At 63.2% G+C, this 15228-nt stretch carries 16 protein-coding genes; 9 read left to right on the top strand and 7 right to left on the bottom strand.

Features of this window, described 5'->3' with window-relative positions; genetic code table 11:
• Nucleotides 1-25: 25 nt before the first annotated feature.
• Nucleotides 26-1693, bottom strand: a complete 1668-nt coding sequence (gene ggt / locus ACVWZA_RS10635) for a gamma-glutamyltransferase (RefSeq protein WP_457311176.1) — start codon at nt 1691-1693, stop codon at nt 26-28.
• Between the two features lie 73 nt (nt 1694-1766).
• Nucleotides 1767-2798: a quinone-dependent dihydroorotate dehydrogenase gene (locus tag ACVWZA_RS10630; protein WP_457311175.1), complete on the bottom strand. Its 1032-nt coding sequence runs from the start codon at nt 2796-2798 to the stop codon at nt 1767-1769.
• A gap of 242 nt (nt 2799-3040) precedes the next feature.
• Here ACVWZA_RS10630 and ACVWZA_RS10625 point away from each other — a divergent pair, with 242 nt between their 5' ends.
• From ACVWZA_RS10625 to ACVWZA_RS10585, 9 genes are all read left to right on the top strand, one after another.
• The gene (locus ACVWZA_RS10625) at nt 3041-3898 is read left to right on the top strand and encodes a helix-turn-helix domain-containing protein (protein WP_457311174.1); all 858 of its coding nucleotides are present in this window, start codon (nt 3041-3043) and stop codon (nt 3896-3898) included.
• Nucleotides 3899-3988: 90 nt separating this feature from the next.
• Nucleotides 3989-4459, top strand: a complete 471-nt coding sequence (locus tag ACVWZA_RS10620) for an SUF system Fe-S cluster assembly regulator (RefSeq protein WP_457311173.1) — start codon at nt 3989-3991, stop codon at nt 4457-4459.
• Between the two features lies 1 nt (nt 4460).
• On the top strand, nt 4461-5924 hold the full coding sequence (gene sufB / locus ACVWZA_RS10615) for a Fe-S cluster assembly protein SufB (RefSeq protein ID WP_457311172.1): 1464 nt from the start codon (nt 4461-4463) through the stop codon (nt 5922-5924).
• Nucleotides 5921-6430: an endonuclease domain-containing protein gene (locus tag ACVWZA_RS10610; protein ID WP_457311171.1), complete on the top strand. Its 510-nt coding sequence runs from the start codon at nt 5921-5923 to the stop codon at nt 6428-6430. The genes sufB and ACVWZA_RS10610 overlap by 4 nt, the downstream gene beginning before the upstream one ends.
• Nucleotides 6431-6438: 8 nt before the next feature.
• Nucleotides 6439-7182: a Fe-S cluster assembly ATPase SufC gene (gene sufC, locus ACVWZA_RS10605; RefSeq protein ID WP_457311170.1), complete on the top strand. Its 744-nt coding sequence runs from the start codon at nt 6439-6441 to the stop codon at nt 7180-7182.
• Nucleotides 7183-7327: 145 nt separating this feature from the next.
• A complete protein-coding gene (locus ACVWZA_RS10600; protein WP_457311169.1) occupies nt 7328-8077 on the top strand; it encodes a SufD family Fe-S cluster assembly protein in 750 nt (249 codons plus the stop codon).
• Between the two features lie 154 nt (nt 8078-8231).
• Nucleotides 8232-9446 (top strand): cysteine desulfurase, encoded by a 1215-nt coding sequence (locus ACVWZA_RS10595; protein ID WP_457311168.1) that lies wholly within the window; start codon nt 8232-8234, stop codon nt 9444-9446.
• Nucleotides 9443-9907 carry an SUF system Fe-S cluster assembly protein gene (locus ACVWZA_RS10590; RefSeq protein WP_457311167.1) on the top strand — a complete coding sequence of 155 codons (465 nt, stop codon included), beginning with the start codon at nt 9443-9445 and terminating at the stop codon, nt 9905-9907. The genes ACVWZA_RS10595 and ACVWZA_RS10590 overlap by 4 nt, the downstream gene beginning before the upstream one ends.
• Nucleotides 9908-9984: 77 nt before the next feature.
• A complete protein-coding gene (locus ACVWZA_RS10585; protein WP_457311166.1) occupies nt 9985-10341 on the top strand; it encodes a HesB/IscA family protein in 357 nt (118 codons plus the stop codon).
• Nucleotides 10342-10693: 352 nt separating this feature from the next.
• Here the strand turns inward: ACVWZA_RS10585 and ACVWZA_RS10580 are convergent, their stop codons facing one another.
• From ACVWZA_RS10580 to ACVWZA_RS10560, 5 genes are all read right to left on the bottom strand, one after another.
• A complete protein-coding gene (locus ACVWZA_RS10580) occupies nt 10694-11467 on the bottom strand; it encodes an SDR family oxidoreductase (protein WP_457311165.1) in 774 nt (257 codons plus the stop codon).
• A 25-nt stretch (nt 11468-11492) separates the two neighbouring features.
• Entirely contained in the window at nt 11493-11960 is a 468-nt protein-coding gene (locus ACVWZA_RS10575; protein WP_457311164.1) for an N-acetyltransferase family protein, read from the bottom strand.
• Nucleotides 11961-12057: 97 nt separating this feature from the next.
• Nucleotides 12058-14043 carry an acetyl/propionyl/methylcrotonyl-CoA carboxylase subunit alpha gene (locus ACVWZA_RS10570; RefSeq protein WP_457311163.1) on the bottom strand — a complete coding sequence of 662 codons (1986 nt, stop codon included), beginning with the start codon at nt 14041-14043 and terminating at the stop codon, nt 12058-12060.
• Complete coding sequence (locus ACVWZA_RS10565) at nt 14040-14525, bottom strand: nuclear transport factor 2 family protein (RefSeq protein ID WP_457311162.1); 486 nt, start codon at nt 14523-14525, stop codon at nt 14040-14042. The genes ACVWZA_RS10570 and ACVWZA_RS10565 overlap by 4 nt, the downstream gene beginning before the upstream one ends.
• A gap of 61 nt (nt 14526-14586) precedes the next feature.
• Nucleotides 14587-15063: a nuclear transport factor 2 family protein gene (locus tag ACVWZA_RS10560; protein ID WP_457311161.1), complete on the bottom strand. Its 477-nt coding sequence runs from the start codon at nt 15061-15063 to the stop codon at nt 14587-14589.
• Between the last annotated feature and the right edge of the window lie 165 nt (nt 15064-15228).

The following is a 15228-nucleotide window of genomic DNA, read 5'->3' as shown; positions in this document are numbered from 1 at the left end:
CGCGCGCCGTGTTCGGCTGCGCGGATTATTCGGCCAGTGCCACGCCCACGCTGCGCGGATCGGCGGCGCCGACCCAGCCCGACGATGTCAGCTCGGCGGCATTGGCCTTCAGCCCGAGCTTGGCGATATCGACCTTGTGGCCGAGCTTCTCCAGCGCAGGTTTCAAGGCTTCGCGCCCGGTGCCCCGTTCCAGGACGATCGTGTCGCCATTGAAGTAGATAAGCCCCTCACCGATCGCGTCGCGCGCGGATTCGTTCCAGTCGAGATGCGCGATCAGTGCCTTTGCGACCTGCATGATGATTGTCTTGCCACCGGCCGCGCCAACCGTGAAGACCGGCTTGCCGCTCGCGTCATAGACGATCGTCGGCGCCATCGATGACAAGGGGCGCTTGCCCGGCTCGACCCGGTTGGCGACGGGCATGCCATCCTTTTCCGGTGCCATGGTGAAATCGGTCAGTTCGTTGTTGAGCACATAGCCATTGGCGAGCAACTGGCTGCCGAACGACCCCTCGACCGTTGAGGTCATGGTGACGATGTCGCCGTTCCGGTCGATCGCGACGAAGTGGGTGGTGCTCGGCACTTCGTTTTGAACCGCTGCGGTGCGTGGCTTGGCACCGGGTGGCATCCCTGCTTCATATTTGCCGAGCGACTTGCTCGCCGAGATCAGCTTCGAGCGTGACCGGATATAGGCCGGGTCGATCAATCCGGCGACCGGCACGTCGACGAAATCGCGATCGCCGAGATATTTTTCGCGATCGGCATAAGCGAGCAGCATCGCCTCGCCGATCACATGCCAGGCGACCGGCGAATCCCTGCCCAGTTTCTTCATGTCGAATCGCTCGACCATGCCGAGGATCTGCAACACAGTGGTCGCGCCGGAAGAAGGCGGACCCATGCCACAAATCCGGTAGGTTCGATATGTACCGCATACCGCCGGACGCGCCTTCGCCTGATAGGCGGTGAGGTCGGCAAGCGTCATGTCGCCGGCATTCTGCGATGCACCGGTCGTGACCCTGACGATCTCCCTGGCGTTGTCGCCGGCGTAAAAGGCCTCTGGACCTTGCTCGGCAAGCTTGCGCAGGATTTTGGCGAGGCGCGGGTTCTTGACCGTTGCGCCGACCGCGAGCGGTTTGCCGTCGGCGTCGAGATATTGTTTCGCGGTGTCCGGGAACTTGCCCCAGAACTGACTGACGAAGCCGATGCCATTGGCCATCGGCTGGGTCACCTGATAGCCGTTCTCGGCCAGTTTGATCGCGGGCGCGAACAAGGCCTTCCATGGCAGCTTGCCCCATTTCGCATGGGTCATCGCCATCAAACGGACATTACCCGGCACGCCGACCGACAGGCCGCCGGGAACCGCCTGGAAGAACGGCACCGGTTTGCCGTCGGAGCCGAGGAATCGCTGCGGGGTCGCGGCCATCGGTGCCTTTTCGCGCCCATCGATCGTGTCGAGCAGTCCGGTCTTGCCGTCATGATGGATCAGGAAGCCGCCGCCGCCGATGCCGCTTGATTGCGGCTCGACCACGGTCAGCGCGAGCATCATCGCCATCGCCGCATCGGCTGCGCTGCCGCCGTCGCGGAGGATTTTCTGGCCCGCGGCGGAGGCGCGCGGATCGGCGGAGGAAACGACTCCCTGGGCGTTGGCGGCGGTTGGACCGAGGAGAAGTGCGAGCGCTAGGATCAGGTTTTTCATTACCGAAAAGCGTAGCGGGGTTTTCGGGGCGAACAAGACGCTACGTTATTCTCAATGGCGGTCTGGTACCCAATCAGGGGCCGACTGCCTCGGCAACACTCGCGAAACCGTCGCGCTTCAACAGCTCGGCGAGCCCGGCCGTGATGCGACGCGCGAGCCCGGGGCCCTCATAGACCAGGGCGGTGTAGAGTTGCACGAGACTCGCCCCGGCACGGATTCGCGCATAGCTTTCTTCCGCGCTGCCGATTCCGCCGACCGATATCAGTGGCAGCGCGCCACCGGTTGCCCGGCGAAAATCGGCGAGCCGCTGCCGTGCAAGCTGTGCCAGCGGCGCGCCGGATAAGCCCCCCGTCTCGATCGCCCGCGCGGATTGCAGCGCCGGACGCGACAGGGTCGTGTTGCTAACGATCAGCGCGTCGATGCGGTGTTCCATCGCCGCGCGCGCGATTCCGTCGATTTCGCGCGCATTGAGATCGGGCGCGACCTTCAGGAAAAGTGGCGGGCGCTCGGCCGGAATGCGCCGCGCCTCATCGGCGGCGGCGAGCAGTTCGGCCAACGCCGACCCATGTTGCAGATCGCGCAGTCCCGGCGTGTTGGGCGAACTGATGTTGATCGTGACATAATCTGCGACCCGCGCGGCCTTTTCCACACCGGTGCGGTAATCGGCGATCCGGTCGGTCGCGTCCTTGTTCGCGCCGACATTGATGCCGAGCCTGCCGTGGCGCTGCGCCGCGACGGCATTGGGCAAAGCGGCATCTATGCCATCATTGTTGAACCCCATGCGATTGATTACCGCACGGTCTTCACGCAAGCGGAACACACGCGGGCGCGGATTACCGGGCTGGGGCAGGGGAGTCAGGGTGCCGATCTCAACGCTGCCAAAGCCAAGGGCGAAGAAGCCGTCGATCGCGCGGCCGTCCTTGTCGACCCCGGCGGCGAGACCCAGCGGATTGACGAAATCGAGCCCGGCGACGACCGTGCGCAGGATCGGATCGGACTGTAGCGGCCGACGTGCCGGCCATCGCGACAACAGGGCAAGGGTCAGGCCATGCGCGCGCTCGGCATCGATGGTGAAGAGGGCGGGGCGGATCAGCGGGTAGAGCATCGGCGCGACATGGCATCGGCGAGCCGCATGGTCAAAAAATCTCGTTACGGAAACTCACCAAATGGCGCTTTCGTCCAATACAGATCGGCGGGAATTTGCTCAAAGAGCGGTGCGACCCAAGGAGCCCTTTCGCAACAGGGGGTTCTTTCACTTACGGCCTGGGCGGTTCTCCGCCCAGGCCGCTTTTCTTTTTGGCGCCAAACGGTTACGTTCGCCCTTATAAAAACGTGGGGGCGCGGTCATTGTCGGATATTCAGCTGGACTATGCGGTCCCGGCAGCGGACCTGACCGATTACATCACGCTTTTCTACCATTTCCGGGCGGATGTTCCCGTTTTCGAGGACAGCGAACGCGCCGATCATGCGCAGTTCCGCATTCGATTGTCGCCCGGTGGCGCGGAATATCGATTCCCTGACGGATCGGTCCAGTCTGTTCCCGATTTTCACGTCATCGGCCCGACCAGCGGTGCGATGCATGTGCGCGCCAAAGGACCGGTGCTGGTGTTCGGCATGGGTGTGACAGCGGCGGGCTGGGCCGCGATGATCGGCAGCGAGGCGTCGTCGGTGCTCAACCGGGCGATCGACGCCAATGGCCTGTTCGGTGCCGCCCGGCTGCGCGCTGCGGCGGATGCGATGCGCGCGGTGCCCGATGTCGCGGCCCGAATCGCGATCGGCGAAGTGCTGGTGCGTGAACTGGTGTGCGGCGGGCACGAACAGGCATGTCAGTTCGTGCGCCAGGTCGATGGCTGGCTGGCGGCGAGCCTTTCGCCCGAGATGGACGACCTGGTTACGGCGACCGGCCTGTCGCGACGGCAGGTCGAACGCAAATGCAACGCGCTGTACGGCGCGCCGCCCAAGCTTCTCGCGCGCAAATATCGCGCGCTGCGCGCCGCGGTCGCGCTGGTTGCCGACAATGAAGACGTCGATGATATTATCGCGCGCGGTTTCTACGATCAGTCGCACCTGATCCGCGAGGTGAAGCAATTCACCGGGCTGACGCCACGCCAGATCAAGGCCGAACCCGGGGTGTTGCAGCGGCTGACCATGCGCCAGCGCACCGCGCTGGACGGGCAGGTGAGCCCGCTGATCAGCGGTACCTAAATCCTCCCACACCGGGGAGGATTAAGTGTTGACCCAACCCCCTCGCATCCCCACATGCTAATCGGAACGAATCAATCCGATTAGGAATTCATGCGCCTTTCCAGCCTTGCCGATTATGCTGTCGTGATGATGAGCGCGACCGCGCGTCATTGTGGTGGCGTGGCGCGGCTCAATGCGACTTTGCTCGCCGAGGAAACAGGCGTGCCGCTGCCGACCGCGCAGAAACTGGTCAGCCGCTTGTCGTCGGCGGGCCTGATCGAAAGCACGCGCGGCACCGGCGGCGGGTTCCGCCTCGCACGGCCGGCGGCGGCGATCAGTCTCGCCGACATCATCGAGGCGGTCGAAGGGCCGATCGCGATGACATCGTGCGTGGAGGCGGGAAAGCATGACTGTTTAATCGAGGGCAATTGCCGGGTGAAGCCGCACTGGAACACTGTCAACGACGCGGTGCGCGGGGCATTGGCTGGTGTCAGCCTCGCCACCTTGTCCAATTCGCCGCTCCGAACCAATCCGGCCGAACCCAGGGTCCATATGGCGCTTGGCGCCGAGGTGATGAATTAAGATGGCCACCAAGAACGCCGAAGCGCATGCCGCCGCCAACAAGACGTACGAATGGGGCTTCCATTCGGACATCGAACAGGAATTCGCGCCCAAGGGGCTGAGCGAGGATACGGTCCGCTTCATCTCGGCCAAAAAGAACGAGCCTGAATGGATGCTCGATTGGCGCCTCAAGGCTTACCGGTTGTGGCTGACCATGACGCCGCCCGACTGGGCCAAGCTCAACGTGCCGCCGATCGATTATCAGGACGCCTATTATTACGCCGAACCAAAGGCCAAGCCGAAACTCGGCAGTCTGGACGAGGTCGATCCCGAAATCCTGCGCGTCTATGAAAAGCTCGGCATCCCGATCGAGGAGCAGAAGATGCTCGCCGGGGTCGAAGGCGCACGCCGGGTCGCGGTCGATGCGGTGTTCGACAGCGTCTCGGTCGCGACGACCTTCCGCGCGGAGCTCGAAAGCGTTGGCGTGATCTTCCGTTCGATCAGCGAAGCGATCCGCGACTATCCCGACATGGTGCGCAAATGGCTCGGCAAAATCGTGCCGCAGCACGACAATTACTTCGCCGCGTTGAACTGCGCGGTCTTCAGCGACGGGACCTTCGTCTATATCCCGGAAGGCGTACGCTGTCCGATGGAGCTGAGCACTTATTTCCGCATCAATGCGGAGAATACCGGCCAGTTCGAACGCACGCTGATTATCGCCGACAAGGGCTCGTACGTTTCCTATCTCGAGGGCTGTACCGCGCCGATGCGTGATGAGAACCAGCTCCACGCCGCCGTGGTCGAGCTGGTTGCGCTGGACGATGCCGAGATCAAATATTCGACCGTGCAGAACTGGTATCCGGGTGACGAGAACGGCAAGGGCGGGATTTATAATTTCGTCACCAAGCGCGCGCTGTGCCAGGGCAGGAACTCAAAGGTCAGCTGGACTCAGGTCGAGACCGGCAGCGCGATCACCTGGAAATACCCCAGCTGCGTGCTGGCGGGGGAGAATAGCGTCGGCGAATTCTATTCGGTCGCGGTGACCAACAACCGGCAACAGGCCGATACCGGCACCAAGATGATCCATCTCGGCAAGAATACCCGATCGACCATCGTGTCGAAGGGCATTTCGGCCGGGCGCTCGGATAACACCTATCGCGGGCTGGTGCGTGTTGCGCCGACCGCGGAGGGCGTGCGTAACTTCACCCAGTGCGATTCATTGCTGCTCGGCGACCAGTGCGGCGCGCATACCGTGCCGTATATCGAAGTGCGCAATCCCTCGGCACAGATCGAGCACGAGGCGACCACGTCGAAGATCAGCGACGACCAGATGTTCTATGCCATGCAACGCGGGCTCGACAGCGAAGCGGCGGTGGCGCTGATCGTTAACGGCTTCGCGCGCGAAGTGTTGAAGCAGCTGCCGATGGAATTCGCGGTCGAGGCGCAGAAGCTGCTGGGGATCTCGCTTGAGGGGAGCGTGGGGTGATCTTGACGCCGCAAGATGATGCGAAGCGTCTCAACTCCCCTCCCCTTCAGGGGAGGGGTAGGGGGTGGGGCCTCTCCGCAAATCGCCTCGCGGAGTTGCACGCACGCGCCGCTGACATGCGCCGCAATCCGACGGAACCGGAAAAGCGGCTTTGGCGCATCCTGTCGAATAGCCAGTTGGAAGGCCAAAAGTTCCGCCGCCAGTCGGTTATCGGCTGTTACATCGCCGACTTCCTCTGCCCGCAACGCGCGCTGATCGTCGAAGTCGATGGCGACACGCATGACGCGCAAAAGGATCGGCTGCGTGATGATATGCTTGCCGAACATGGCTTTTGTGTCATGCGGCTGACCAACGCGGACGTGATGACAAACCTCGACGGCGTCGCAGCGGCGATCCGCAGCGCGCTTGAACGGTCTGCACCGCGCTGGGATAGGCCCCACCCCAACCCCTCCCCTGAAGGGGAGGGGCTTGAGAATTCTTCTTTGCCAGCCGTCAACGCGAAATGACAAAATTGATGCTCAAAATCGATAATCTCCACGCCGAAATCGACGGCAAGGAAATCCTCAAGGGCCTGACGCTCAGCGTCAATGCTGGCGAAGTGCATGCGATCATGGGCCCGAACGGTGCCGGCAAGTCGACTCTCGGCTATGTGCTCGGCGGTCGGCCCGGTTATGAAGTGACCGCCGGGTCGGTGACCTTTGGCGGCGAAGACCTGCTGGAAATGGCGCCGCACGAGCGGGCCGCCGCCGGCCTGTTCCTTGGCTTCCAGTATCCGGTCGAAATCCCCGGCGTGTCGAACGTGCAGTTTTTGCGCGAAGCGCTGAATGCTCAGCGCAAAGCCCGTGGCGAGGCGCCGCTGTCGGGCGGCGAATTCCTCAAGCTGGCGCGCGCCCAGGCCGACCTGCTGTCGATGGATCAGGAGATGCTCAAGCGTCCGGTCAATGTCGGTTTTTCGGGCGGCGAGAAGAAGCGCAACGAAATGGTCCAGATGGGCATTATCGGCCCGAAGCTGGCGATCCTCGATGAAACAGATTCCGGGCTCGACATCGATGCGTTGCGCGTCGTCGGCGACGGCATCAACCGCATCATGCGCAGCGCGGACAAGGCGGTGGTCCTGATCACGCATTATCAGCGGCTGCTCGATTATGTGAAGCCGGATTTCGTGCATGTGCTGAGCGGCGGGCGGATCATCCGCTCCGGCGGGGCGGAGCTGGCGCATGAACTCGAAGCCGAAGGCTATGGCGCGGTGGCAGCATGAGCGCGACGCAAATCCTCCCCGGTACGGGGAGGGGGACCGCGACGCGCAGCGGCGTGGTGGTGGGGGCGTGCCAAGCAGCGCTCCGTTTGTGGAGAGCCCCCTCCACCAGCTTCGCTGGTCCTCCTCCCCGTTCCGGGGAGGAGTTATGACTCTCGCTCTCCCCACGCGGCGCGATGAGACTTGGCGCTATTCGGATCTTGACGCAGTCGCCTCGGTCTGGCCGGTGCCGGCGCCCGAACTGATCGAGGTCGCCGCCAACGAGTCCGTGTCGCGCGTGATCGTGCAGGACGCAGGCCTCGACGCGGTCGCAATCCGCGATTTTCGCGTCGTGCTGCACAAGGGCGCGACCGCGACGTTTCATGTGCTGAATATCGGCGGCAAGCTCGGCCGCATCGCGATCGACGTGACCTGTCATGAAGGGTCGCATTTCGAACTTGGCGGCGCGATGCTCGGTGGTGGCCAGCAGACGCTCGAGATCGTCACTACGCTCAACCATATCGAGCCCAATGCAACGTCGAACCAGCTGGTGCGGTCGGTGCTCGGCGGCCGGGCGACCGGCAGCTATCTCGGCAAGGTCGCGGTCGCACGCGACGCGCAGAAGACCGACGCCAGCCAGTCGGTCAAGGCGATGCTGCTGACCCGCACCGCGACCGCCAATGCCAAGCCCGAGCTCGAAATCTTCGCCGACGATGTGAAATGCGCGCATGGCGCGACGGTCGGCGAGCTGGATGCGATGGCGCTATTCTATCTCGCGAGCCGTGGCATTGCCCCGGCTGAGGCGAAAGTGCTGTTGCTGCAGGCATTCGTGGCGAGCGCCTTTGCCGGTATCGAAGGTACGGATGAGCGCGCGCGCGTTGAGGCGGCAGCCCAGTCTGCGCTGGAGCGGATGCTGTGAGCGACAGCTCGCACCTTTTTCTCCCTCTCCCCTTGTGGGAGAGGGAAGGGGCCCGCGCCGAAGGCGTGGGAAGGGTGAGGGGGACGGTCAGTATCGACGGCCCCCCCTCATCCGGCGCTTCGCGCCACCTTCTCCCACAAGGGGAGAAGGGAGAATGACACTCCTTACCTCAACCCGCCCGCTCGACGTGCTCGCCGATTTCCCCGCCATCCCTGAGGGCTGGGCCTATCTCGACACCGCCGCGACCGCGCAGAAGCCGCAGGTCGTGATCGATGCGATTACGCGCGGCTACGACACGACCTACGCCACGGTGCACCGCGGCGTGTATCAGCGCTCGGCCGACATGACGCTCGCCTATGAAGCGGCACGCAAGCGCGTCGCGAATTTCATCGGCGCGACGTCCGCCGACGAGATCGTCTTCGTGCGCGGCGCGACCGAGGGGATCAACCTGGTCGCGCAATGCTGGGCCGGCGCTCAGCTCAAGGCCGGCGACCGCATCCTGCTCTCCACACTCGAACATCATTCCAACATCGTGCCGTGGCAGATGGTCGCAGAGCGTATTGGCGCATCGATCGACGTCGTCCCGCTGACCGCCGATCACCGCATCGATCTCGACGCGATGGCGGCGATGATCACGCCTGAGCACAAGCTGGTCGCGCTCGCCCATGTCTCCAATGTACTGGGCTCGGTGCTCGATGCGAAGCGCGCGGCGGACATCGCCCATTCGGTCGGTGCGAAGATCCTGCTCGACGGATGTCAGGCGGTGCCGCGCATGGCGGTCGATGTTGCCGCGCTCGATTGCGATTTCTACGTCTTCTCCGGGCACAAGCTCTACGGCCCGACCGGGATCGGTATCTTGTGGGGCAGGGCAGAGTTGCTCGACGCGATGCCACCATATCAGGGCGGCGGCGCGATGATCGACAAGGTGACGTTCGAACGCACCACCTATGCCCCGCCACCGGCGCGGTTCGAGGCGGGCACACCGCATATTGTCGGCGCGCTTGGGCTGCATGCGGCGATCGATTACGTCGAGGGCATCGGGCTCGACGCGATCCATGCCCATGAAACGGCATTGGTGGCAAAGACCCGCAATGCCCTGTCGCAGATCAACTCGGTTCGGCTCTACGGTCCGGAAGATTCGGCGGGAATCGTATCCTTCTCGATTGAGGGGGTGCATCCGCACGACATCGGCACCATCTTGGATGAAGCGAAGGTCGCGATCCGTGCCGGGCATCATTGCGCGCAGCCCTTGATGGAAGCGCTCGGTGTTCCGGCGACGGCACGGGCGAGCTTCGGGGTCTATAATGGTGCCGCGGACGTGGACGCGTTGATCAGAGGTATCGAACGAGTGACGAGGATCTTCGGATGAACGAAGAACGCAAGATTGCGGTCGAAGAGGTCGAAACGGTCGAGGCGCCGCCTCGCGCCCGGGTCGAAGCACCCGTAGAGACGCTTGAGCGCAAGCGTGACTATCTCGAGGGCTTCCTCGCTCAAAAGCCGCAAGGCCTCGCGGCCGGCGAGCCGGGCGGGCCACTGTATGAGGCGGTGGTCGATGCGTTGAAGGAAATCTTCGACCCGGAAATCCCGGTCAATATTTATGATCTCGGCCTGATCTACGGCGTTGACGTTACCGATGACGGCCATGCGGTGGTGACGATGACGCTCACCACGCCGCATTGTCCGGTCGCGGAATCGATGCCGATGGAAGTCGAGCTGCGCGTCGGCGCGGTGCCCGGAGTCGGCAGCGCCGAGGTCAATCTGGTCTGGGATCCACCCTGGGATCCGCAGAAGATGAGCGATGATGCGAAGCTCGAACTGGGCATGTTGTGATGCGGTTTGAGAAGCCAGGGCGGTCAAAGGGGACTTGGTTCCGCCCCGGCTTCTCGTTCGGGGGCATGGAGTAGACGATGTCAGACGTGAAAACCCGTAATCGCCCGGCGGCACTTTTATTGACGCCTTCTGCCGAGGCGCGGATTGCCGATTTAATGGCCAAGGCTCCAGCGGATGCGATCGGCGTGAAGCTGTCGACGCCGCGCCGCGGCTGTTCGGGTCTGGCCTATTCGGTCGATTATGTGACCGAGGCCAAGCCGTTCGATGAACGCATCGACACGCCCGGTGGCACATTGTTCGTCGATGGCGGGTCGATCCTGTATCTGATCGGATCGACCATGAACTGGGCCGAGGATGACTTTGCGGCCGGCTTCGTGTTCCAGAACCCCAACGCCAAGGGCGAGTGCGGGTGCGGGGAGAGCTTCACCGTCTAGGACTATTTCGCTACTCCGGAAAACAGGGCCGGCTGCGGCCGTCGCCCGATTCAACCTCGCTGGTTTTCATGACAGCGTAAGTCCGGGCACATTGCCAGGCGCTTTCCGTACCGCTCTTTCTCATCGTGGTTTATATCTGGCGGTCGCGCACGCGCTGTTCCGTCTAAAACAGCACGCTGTTCTGTGCTGTTAATCATGCTGTTATCGTGCTGTTATTCAGTAACAGCGGATTTTGGCGCAAGTATCTGGGGAGTATCCGGAATTTTCCCGCTAAAATCGCTCTTAACAGCGTGCGAAAATTTTTCGTCGAAATAACAGCAGGAGCAGCATGGATTTCGGGCTGCGAATCGCCTTAACCGACCGCCCCGAAACCCCGCCCGGCGGTCCAGCCCCCATCAGCCGGCAGCACGACGCCACTGACATAGCGCGCATAGTCCGATGCCAGGAACAGGCACACATCCGCCACGTCATCTACCGTGCCAAGCCGTCCCAGCGGCACCGCCCGCGCGGATGCCGCCTTGGCTTCGGCCGTTGGCGCAAGTCGTTCCATCCCTTCGGTTCCGTCGATCGGCCCCGGCGACACCGAATTGACCCGCACGCCTTCACGGCCCCATTCGATCGCGAGCGTCTTGGTGATCATGTCGACGCCGGCCTTGGCCGCGCAGACATGGATCTGCATCGCCATTGGAATCCAGGCTTGCGGTGCCGACACGTTGATCACGCTCGCGCCCGGCTTGGTCAGATGCTCGTAAGCGGCACGCATCACATGGAAGGTGCCGAGCGTGTCGATATCGGTGACGGTCTTGAACCCGTTGGGGCTGAGCATCGCCGCGGGGATCGGGAAATTGCCCGCCGCGCCCGATATCAGCACGTCGATCGTACCGCGCTTCTCGCGGAAATCGACGATCGCTTTCTGCACCGCATCGAAATCGCGCACATCGAGCGCATAACCGAGTGCCGGCGTGTCATGCGACAATGCCGCGACCGCGGCATCGACCTTGTCCTGGCTGCGGCTTGCCACCGCCAGTTTCGCGCCGGCACGCGCGAAGGATTTGGCAATGCCGAGATTGATGCCGCTGGTGCCGCCGAAGACCATCACGGTCTTGCCGGTGAAATCGAATGCCATCGCGTCTCTCCCCGATCAGGCTCGCTCAGTCGGCGAGCTTGTATTTGAACCCGTAGTGACTCTTGTCCCAGCCTAGCCGGTCGTAGAACCGATGCGCATCGGTGCGGGTGCGATGCGATGAGAGCTGCGCCATACGACAGCCGCGCGCGGCGAAGCGCGCATTGGCCCATAGGATCATTTGCGCGCCGATCCCCTGGCCGCGTAGCTCGCTCGAAACGCGCACGGCTTCGATCAGCCCGCGCCAGGCGCCGCGAAACGCGATGCCCGGAATGTAACTGAGCTGCATCGTGCCGACGATCCGGCCGTCCAGCTCGGCGACGATGCTTTCCTGGTTCGGATCGGCAGTGATCGTCTCGAACGCCGCGATATAACGCGGGTCGAGCGGCAAGCCTGGATCTTCGCGACCGCTACCGAGGTCGTCATCGGCGAGCAATGCGACGATCACGGGAAGGTCGGCGAGGGTCGCGGGGCGGAATGTAACAGACGCGGTCATATCCTACCCCCGTTTGTTTCGAGCGAAGTCGAGAAACGAGTTCCACTAACGGGCTTCTCGACGTCGCTCGAAGCGAACGGGGAAAGGCTTAGAACCATCACTCCGCCTTCTCGATCCGCGCCAACACGGCCCCTTCGCTGACCTGCCCACCAGTCTCGGCGTTCAATTCCGCCACCGTACCGTCGAACGGCGCGACAAGGCTGTGCTCCATCTTCATCGCCTCGAGCGTGACGAGCTTCTGTCCCTTGGCCACGACATCGCCCGCCGCGACTTCGACCGCGATGATCCGGCCGGGCATCGGCGACAGGATCGCGCCGTCGCCTGCAGCGCCGGCTGCACTGGCAGAATGTCGGCCGCCGAAATCGAAAATCTGGCTATCACCGCCTTCGAAAACACGAATTGGCCCTTCAAAAGGCTCCGAAGGGGATGGGCCAAATGTCGTCGGAAGATTACCCGAAGCTTCAAAAGGCGATCGACCATCGATGGTGATCGACCAAGTCCAGTCACCTCGCGACTTGAGAGGTTCGACCCTGATGTCTTGATCTCGTCCGTCCGTCCTCATCAAGATGCGGGCTGGCTGTACTGTACTATTCATACGGAATCCAAACAGTTTGCTCGGTGCGGGAGCCCAAGTGTCTGACGAACCTGGAGCGTAGTCAGCCTCCATGAACTGTTCCAATCGCCAGCCGAGTGCGGCCAGCAGAGGCGCATCGCTGAAATGCCGAGCGATCAGGCTTTCGCTATGGCGATCGATGAAACCGGTTGTCACTTCGCCGGAGCGGAATTCAGGCGCATTCGCACAGCGCGCGAGAAAAGCAGCGTTGGTGCGAACAGGTGAAATCTCGACCGCGCGGCACGCCGTTCCGAGCATCTCCGCCGCAGTTTCTCTGTTCGCCGCGTGCACCACGATTTTCGCGATCATCGGATCATAAAATGGCGAAACCGCGTCGTCCTGCGCTACGCCAGTTTCGATCCGCACATTACACGGCAGAACAAAATGTGTCAGCGGACCTGTAGAGGGCAAGAAACCGCTTGCCGGATCCTCCGCATACAACCGAGCCTCCATTGCCCAGCCATTGATCGCCAGTTCATCCTGCCGCTTCGGCAGCGGCTCGCCGCTTGCGACGCGCAGCTGCCATTCGACCAGATCCTGCCCGGTGATCTCCTCGGTCACCGGATGTTCGACCTGCAGCCGCGTGTTCATTTCCATGAACCAGATACGGTCGGCGCGCAGGCCTTCGCTCGCGTCGGCGATGAACTCGATCGTGCCCGCGCCGACATAATCGACCGCCTTCGCCGCCTTGACTGCCGCCTCGCAAATCGACGCCCGGGTCGCTTCGTCCATGCCGGGGGCGGGGGCTTCCTCGATCACCTTCTGGTGACGGCGCTGCAGCGAGCAGTCGCGCTCGAACAGATGCACGACATTGCCATGGCTATCGCCGAACACCTGCACCTCGATATGGCGCGGGCTGAGGATGTATTTCTCGATCAGCACCTGGGTGTTGCCGAAGCTTGAAGCCGCCTCGCGCTGGCACGATTGCAGCGCGTCGGCGAAGTCGGCGGGGTCATCGACCCGCCGCATGCCCTTGCCACCACCGCCCGCGACCGCCTTGATCAGCACCGGGTAACCGACCTTGGCCGCCTCATCGGCAAGCCGCTCGGGCGACTGGTCCTCGCCGAGATAGCCCGGCGTGACCGGCACGCCGGCCGCGATCATGCGTTGCTTGGCGGCGTCCTTCAGGCCCATCGCGCGGATGCTGTCGGGATCGGGGCCGACCCAGATGATACCGGCATCGATCACGCTCTGTGCGAAGTCGGCATTCTCGGACAGGAAGCCATAACCAGGATGGATCGCCTCCGCGCCGGTCGCCTTGGCGGCGGCGATGATCTTCTCACCGACCAGATAGCTTTCGCGCGCCGGGCTCGGGCCGATATGCACCGCCTCGTCCGCTTGCCGCACATGCAGTGCCCTGGCATCGGCATCGGAATAGACCGCCACCGTACGCACACCCATTTCCCGCGCGGTGCGGATGATGCGGCAGGCGATCTCGCCGCGATTGGCGATGAGCAGCGATTTTATCATTGGCCCGGGCATCCCGTCTTGCGCTGCGTCCAGGTGACGTTATGTACTTTCCACGCGCCCTGCACGCGGATCAGGTCGAAATGATTGATCCCGCAATGCGAGAATTTGTCGTCCAGCGTGACGACATAGGGCGTCCAGACCATCGCGATGTCGCCATCGACATGGACATGCGGATCAATGTTGCGTTCGACCGGCTTGCCGGGAATCTTGGCGACGCGCGCAGCGAAGCCGGCCCAGTCGCTCGATGTCACCCGGTGCTCGCCCGTGTCGGTCACCGTTGTGCCGGTCGCGCGGCCTTCGGGTATGGTGACGGCAGTAATCCCCGCCGAGTCCTTGGCGGTCAGCGCCTTGAACATCGTGTCGATCGTCGCGAGCACCGCGGCGGCATCCTCCCTGGAGCCATGGTCCGCCGCCGGCGCCTGTTGCGCGGCGGCTGGCGTGGCGAAGAGAAAGGCGGTCGCGAGAAGGCGTGCGTGCTTCATGTCATGCTCCGTGCTGCCTCGGCGGCAATGATTCAAACAGGCGGCTGTTCGGGCGAGTGGCTTAGCCCGCGCAGCCGGTGGTCCGTACCGACCAGGTGACGTTCTGGATCTTCCAGCTTTCCGCTTCGCGCACGAGATCGAAATGCTGGAAGCCGCAATGTCTGACGACGCCGTCGATCGAGAAGCTGTACGGCCCCCAGACCATCGCCATCGCCCCGTCGACCTCGATCGCCGGATCGATCATGCGTTCCTCGTACCGCTCCGGGCCGGGTGACGCCTCGGCATAGGCGGCCAGTTCGACATTCTTGACGGTTCGCGTGCCGTCGGGTTTTTCCATGATCACCGTAGCGTTGCCGCTCGGTCGCAACTGCGCGCGGATCGCCGCACTGTCGCGCGCGGTGATCCCGGCAAAGGCCGCCAGGATCGGCGCCATGACCGCACCCTCGTCCGTCCCGGGAGGGGGCAGGCCGGTGCCCTTGGGCAAGGGCTGCACTGGTGTGGTCTGAGCGGCGAGGAGGAGTGCGGTCAGCAATGACATAGCAGGCTTCCGATGCGATGATGCGCGACGCAAATCCTCCCCGGAACGGGGAGGGGGACCGCGCGAAGCGTGGTGGAGCGACTATCTGGATTGTCAAACTGCATGCGCGAGGTGCGCGCGCGTTTCGCGTGCCTTTGCGTTGAGCCTGACGAGGAGTTTGCGGGC

Source organism: Sphingomonas sp. UYAg733 (assembly GCF_054057355.1).
Note: the sequence above shows the minus strand (reverse complement) of the source record. Positions and strands in the feature narration are given on the sequence as shown.

What these genes read in the sequence shown, in the direction of transcription:
- ggt (WP_457311176.1), bottom strand. Translation starts at nt 1,693, where the DNA reads ATGAAAAACCTGATCCTAGCGCTCGCACTTCTCCTCGGTCCAACCGCC.
- ACVWZA_RS10630 (WP_457311175.1), bottom strand. Translation starts at nt 2,798, where the DNA reads ATGCTCTACCCGCTGATCCGCCCCGCCCTCTTCACCATCGATGCCGAG.
- ACVWZA_RS10620 (WP_457311173.1), top strand. Translation starts at nt 3,989, where the DNA reads ATGCGCCTTTCCAGCCTTGCCGATTATGCTGTCGTGATGATGAGCGCG.
- sufB (WP_457311172.1), top strand. Translation starts at nt 4,461, where the DNA reads ATGGCCACCAAGAACGCCGAAGCGCATGCCGCCGCCAACAAGACGTAC.
- sufC (WP_457311170.1), top strand. Translation starts at nt 6,439, where the DNA reads ATGCTCAAAATCGATAATCTCCACGCCGAAATCGACGGCAAGGAAATC.
- ACVWZA_RS10600 (WP_457311169.1), top strand. Translation starts at nt 7,328, where the DNA reads ATGACTCTCGCTCTCCCCACGCGGCGCGATGAGACTTGGCGCTATTCG.
- ACVWZA_RS10595 (WP_457311168.1), top strand. Translation starts at nt 8,232, where the DNA reads ATGACACTCCTTACCTCAACCCGCCCGCTCGACGTGCTCGCCGATTTC.
- ACVWZA_RS10590 (WP_457311167.1), top strand. Translation starts at nt 9,443, where the DNA reads ATGAACGAAGAACGCAAGATTGCGGTCGAAGAGGTCGAAACGGTCGAG.
- ACVWZA_RS10585 (WP_457311166.1), top strand. Translation starts at nt 9,985, where the DNA reads ATGTCAGACGTGAAAACCCGTAATCGCCCGGCGGCACTTTTATTGACG.
- ACVWZA_RS10580 (WP_457311165.1), bottom strand. Translation starts at nt 11,467, where the DNA reads ATGGCATTCGATTTCACCGGCAAGACCGTGATGGTCTTCGGCGGCACC.
- ACVWZA_RS10575 (WP_457311164.1), bottom strand. Translation starts at nt 11,960, where the DNA reads ATGACCGCGTCTGTTACATTCCGCCCCGCGACCCTCGCCGACCTTCCC.
- ACVWZA_RS10570 (WP_457311163.1), bottom strand. Translation starts at nt 14,043, where the DNA reads ATGATAAAATCGCTGCTCATCGCCAATCGCGGCGAGATCGCCTGCCGC.
- ACVWZA_RS10565 (WP_457311162.1), bottom strand. Translation starts at nt 14,525, where the DNA reads ATGAAGCACGCACGCCTTCTCGCGACCGCCTTTCTCTTCGCCACGCCA.
- ACVWZA_RS10560 (WP_457311161.1), bottom strand. Translation starts at nt 15,063, where the DNA reads ATGTCATTGCTGACCGCACTCCTCCTCGCCGCTCAGACCACACCAGTG.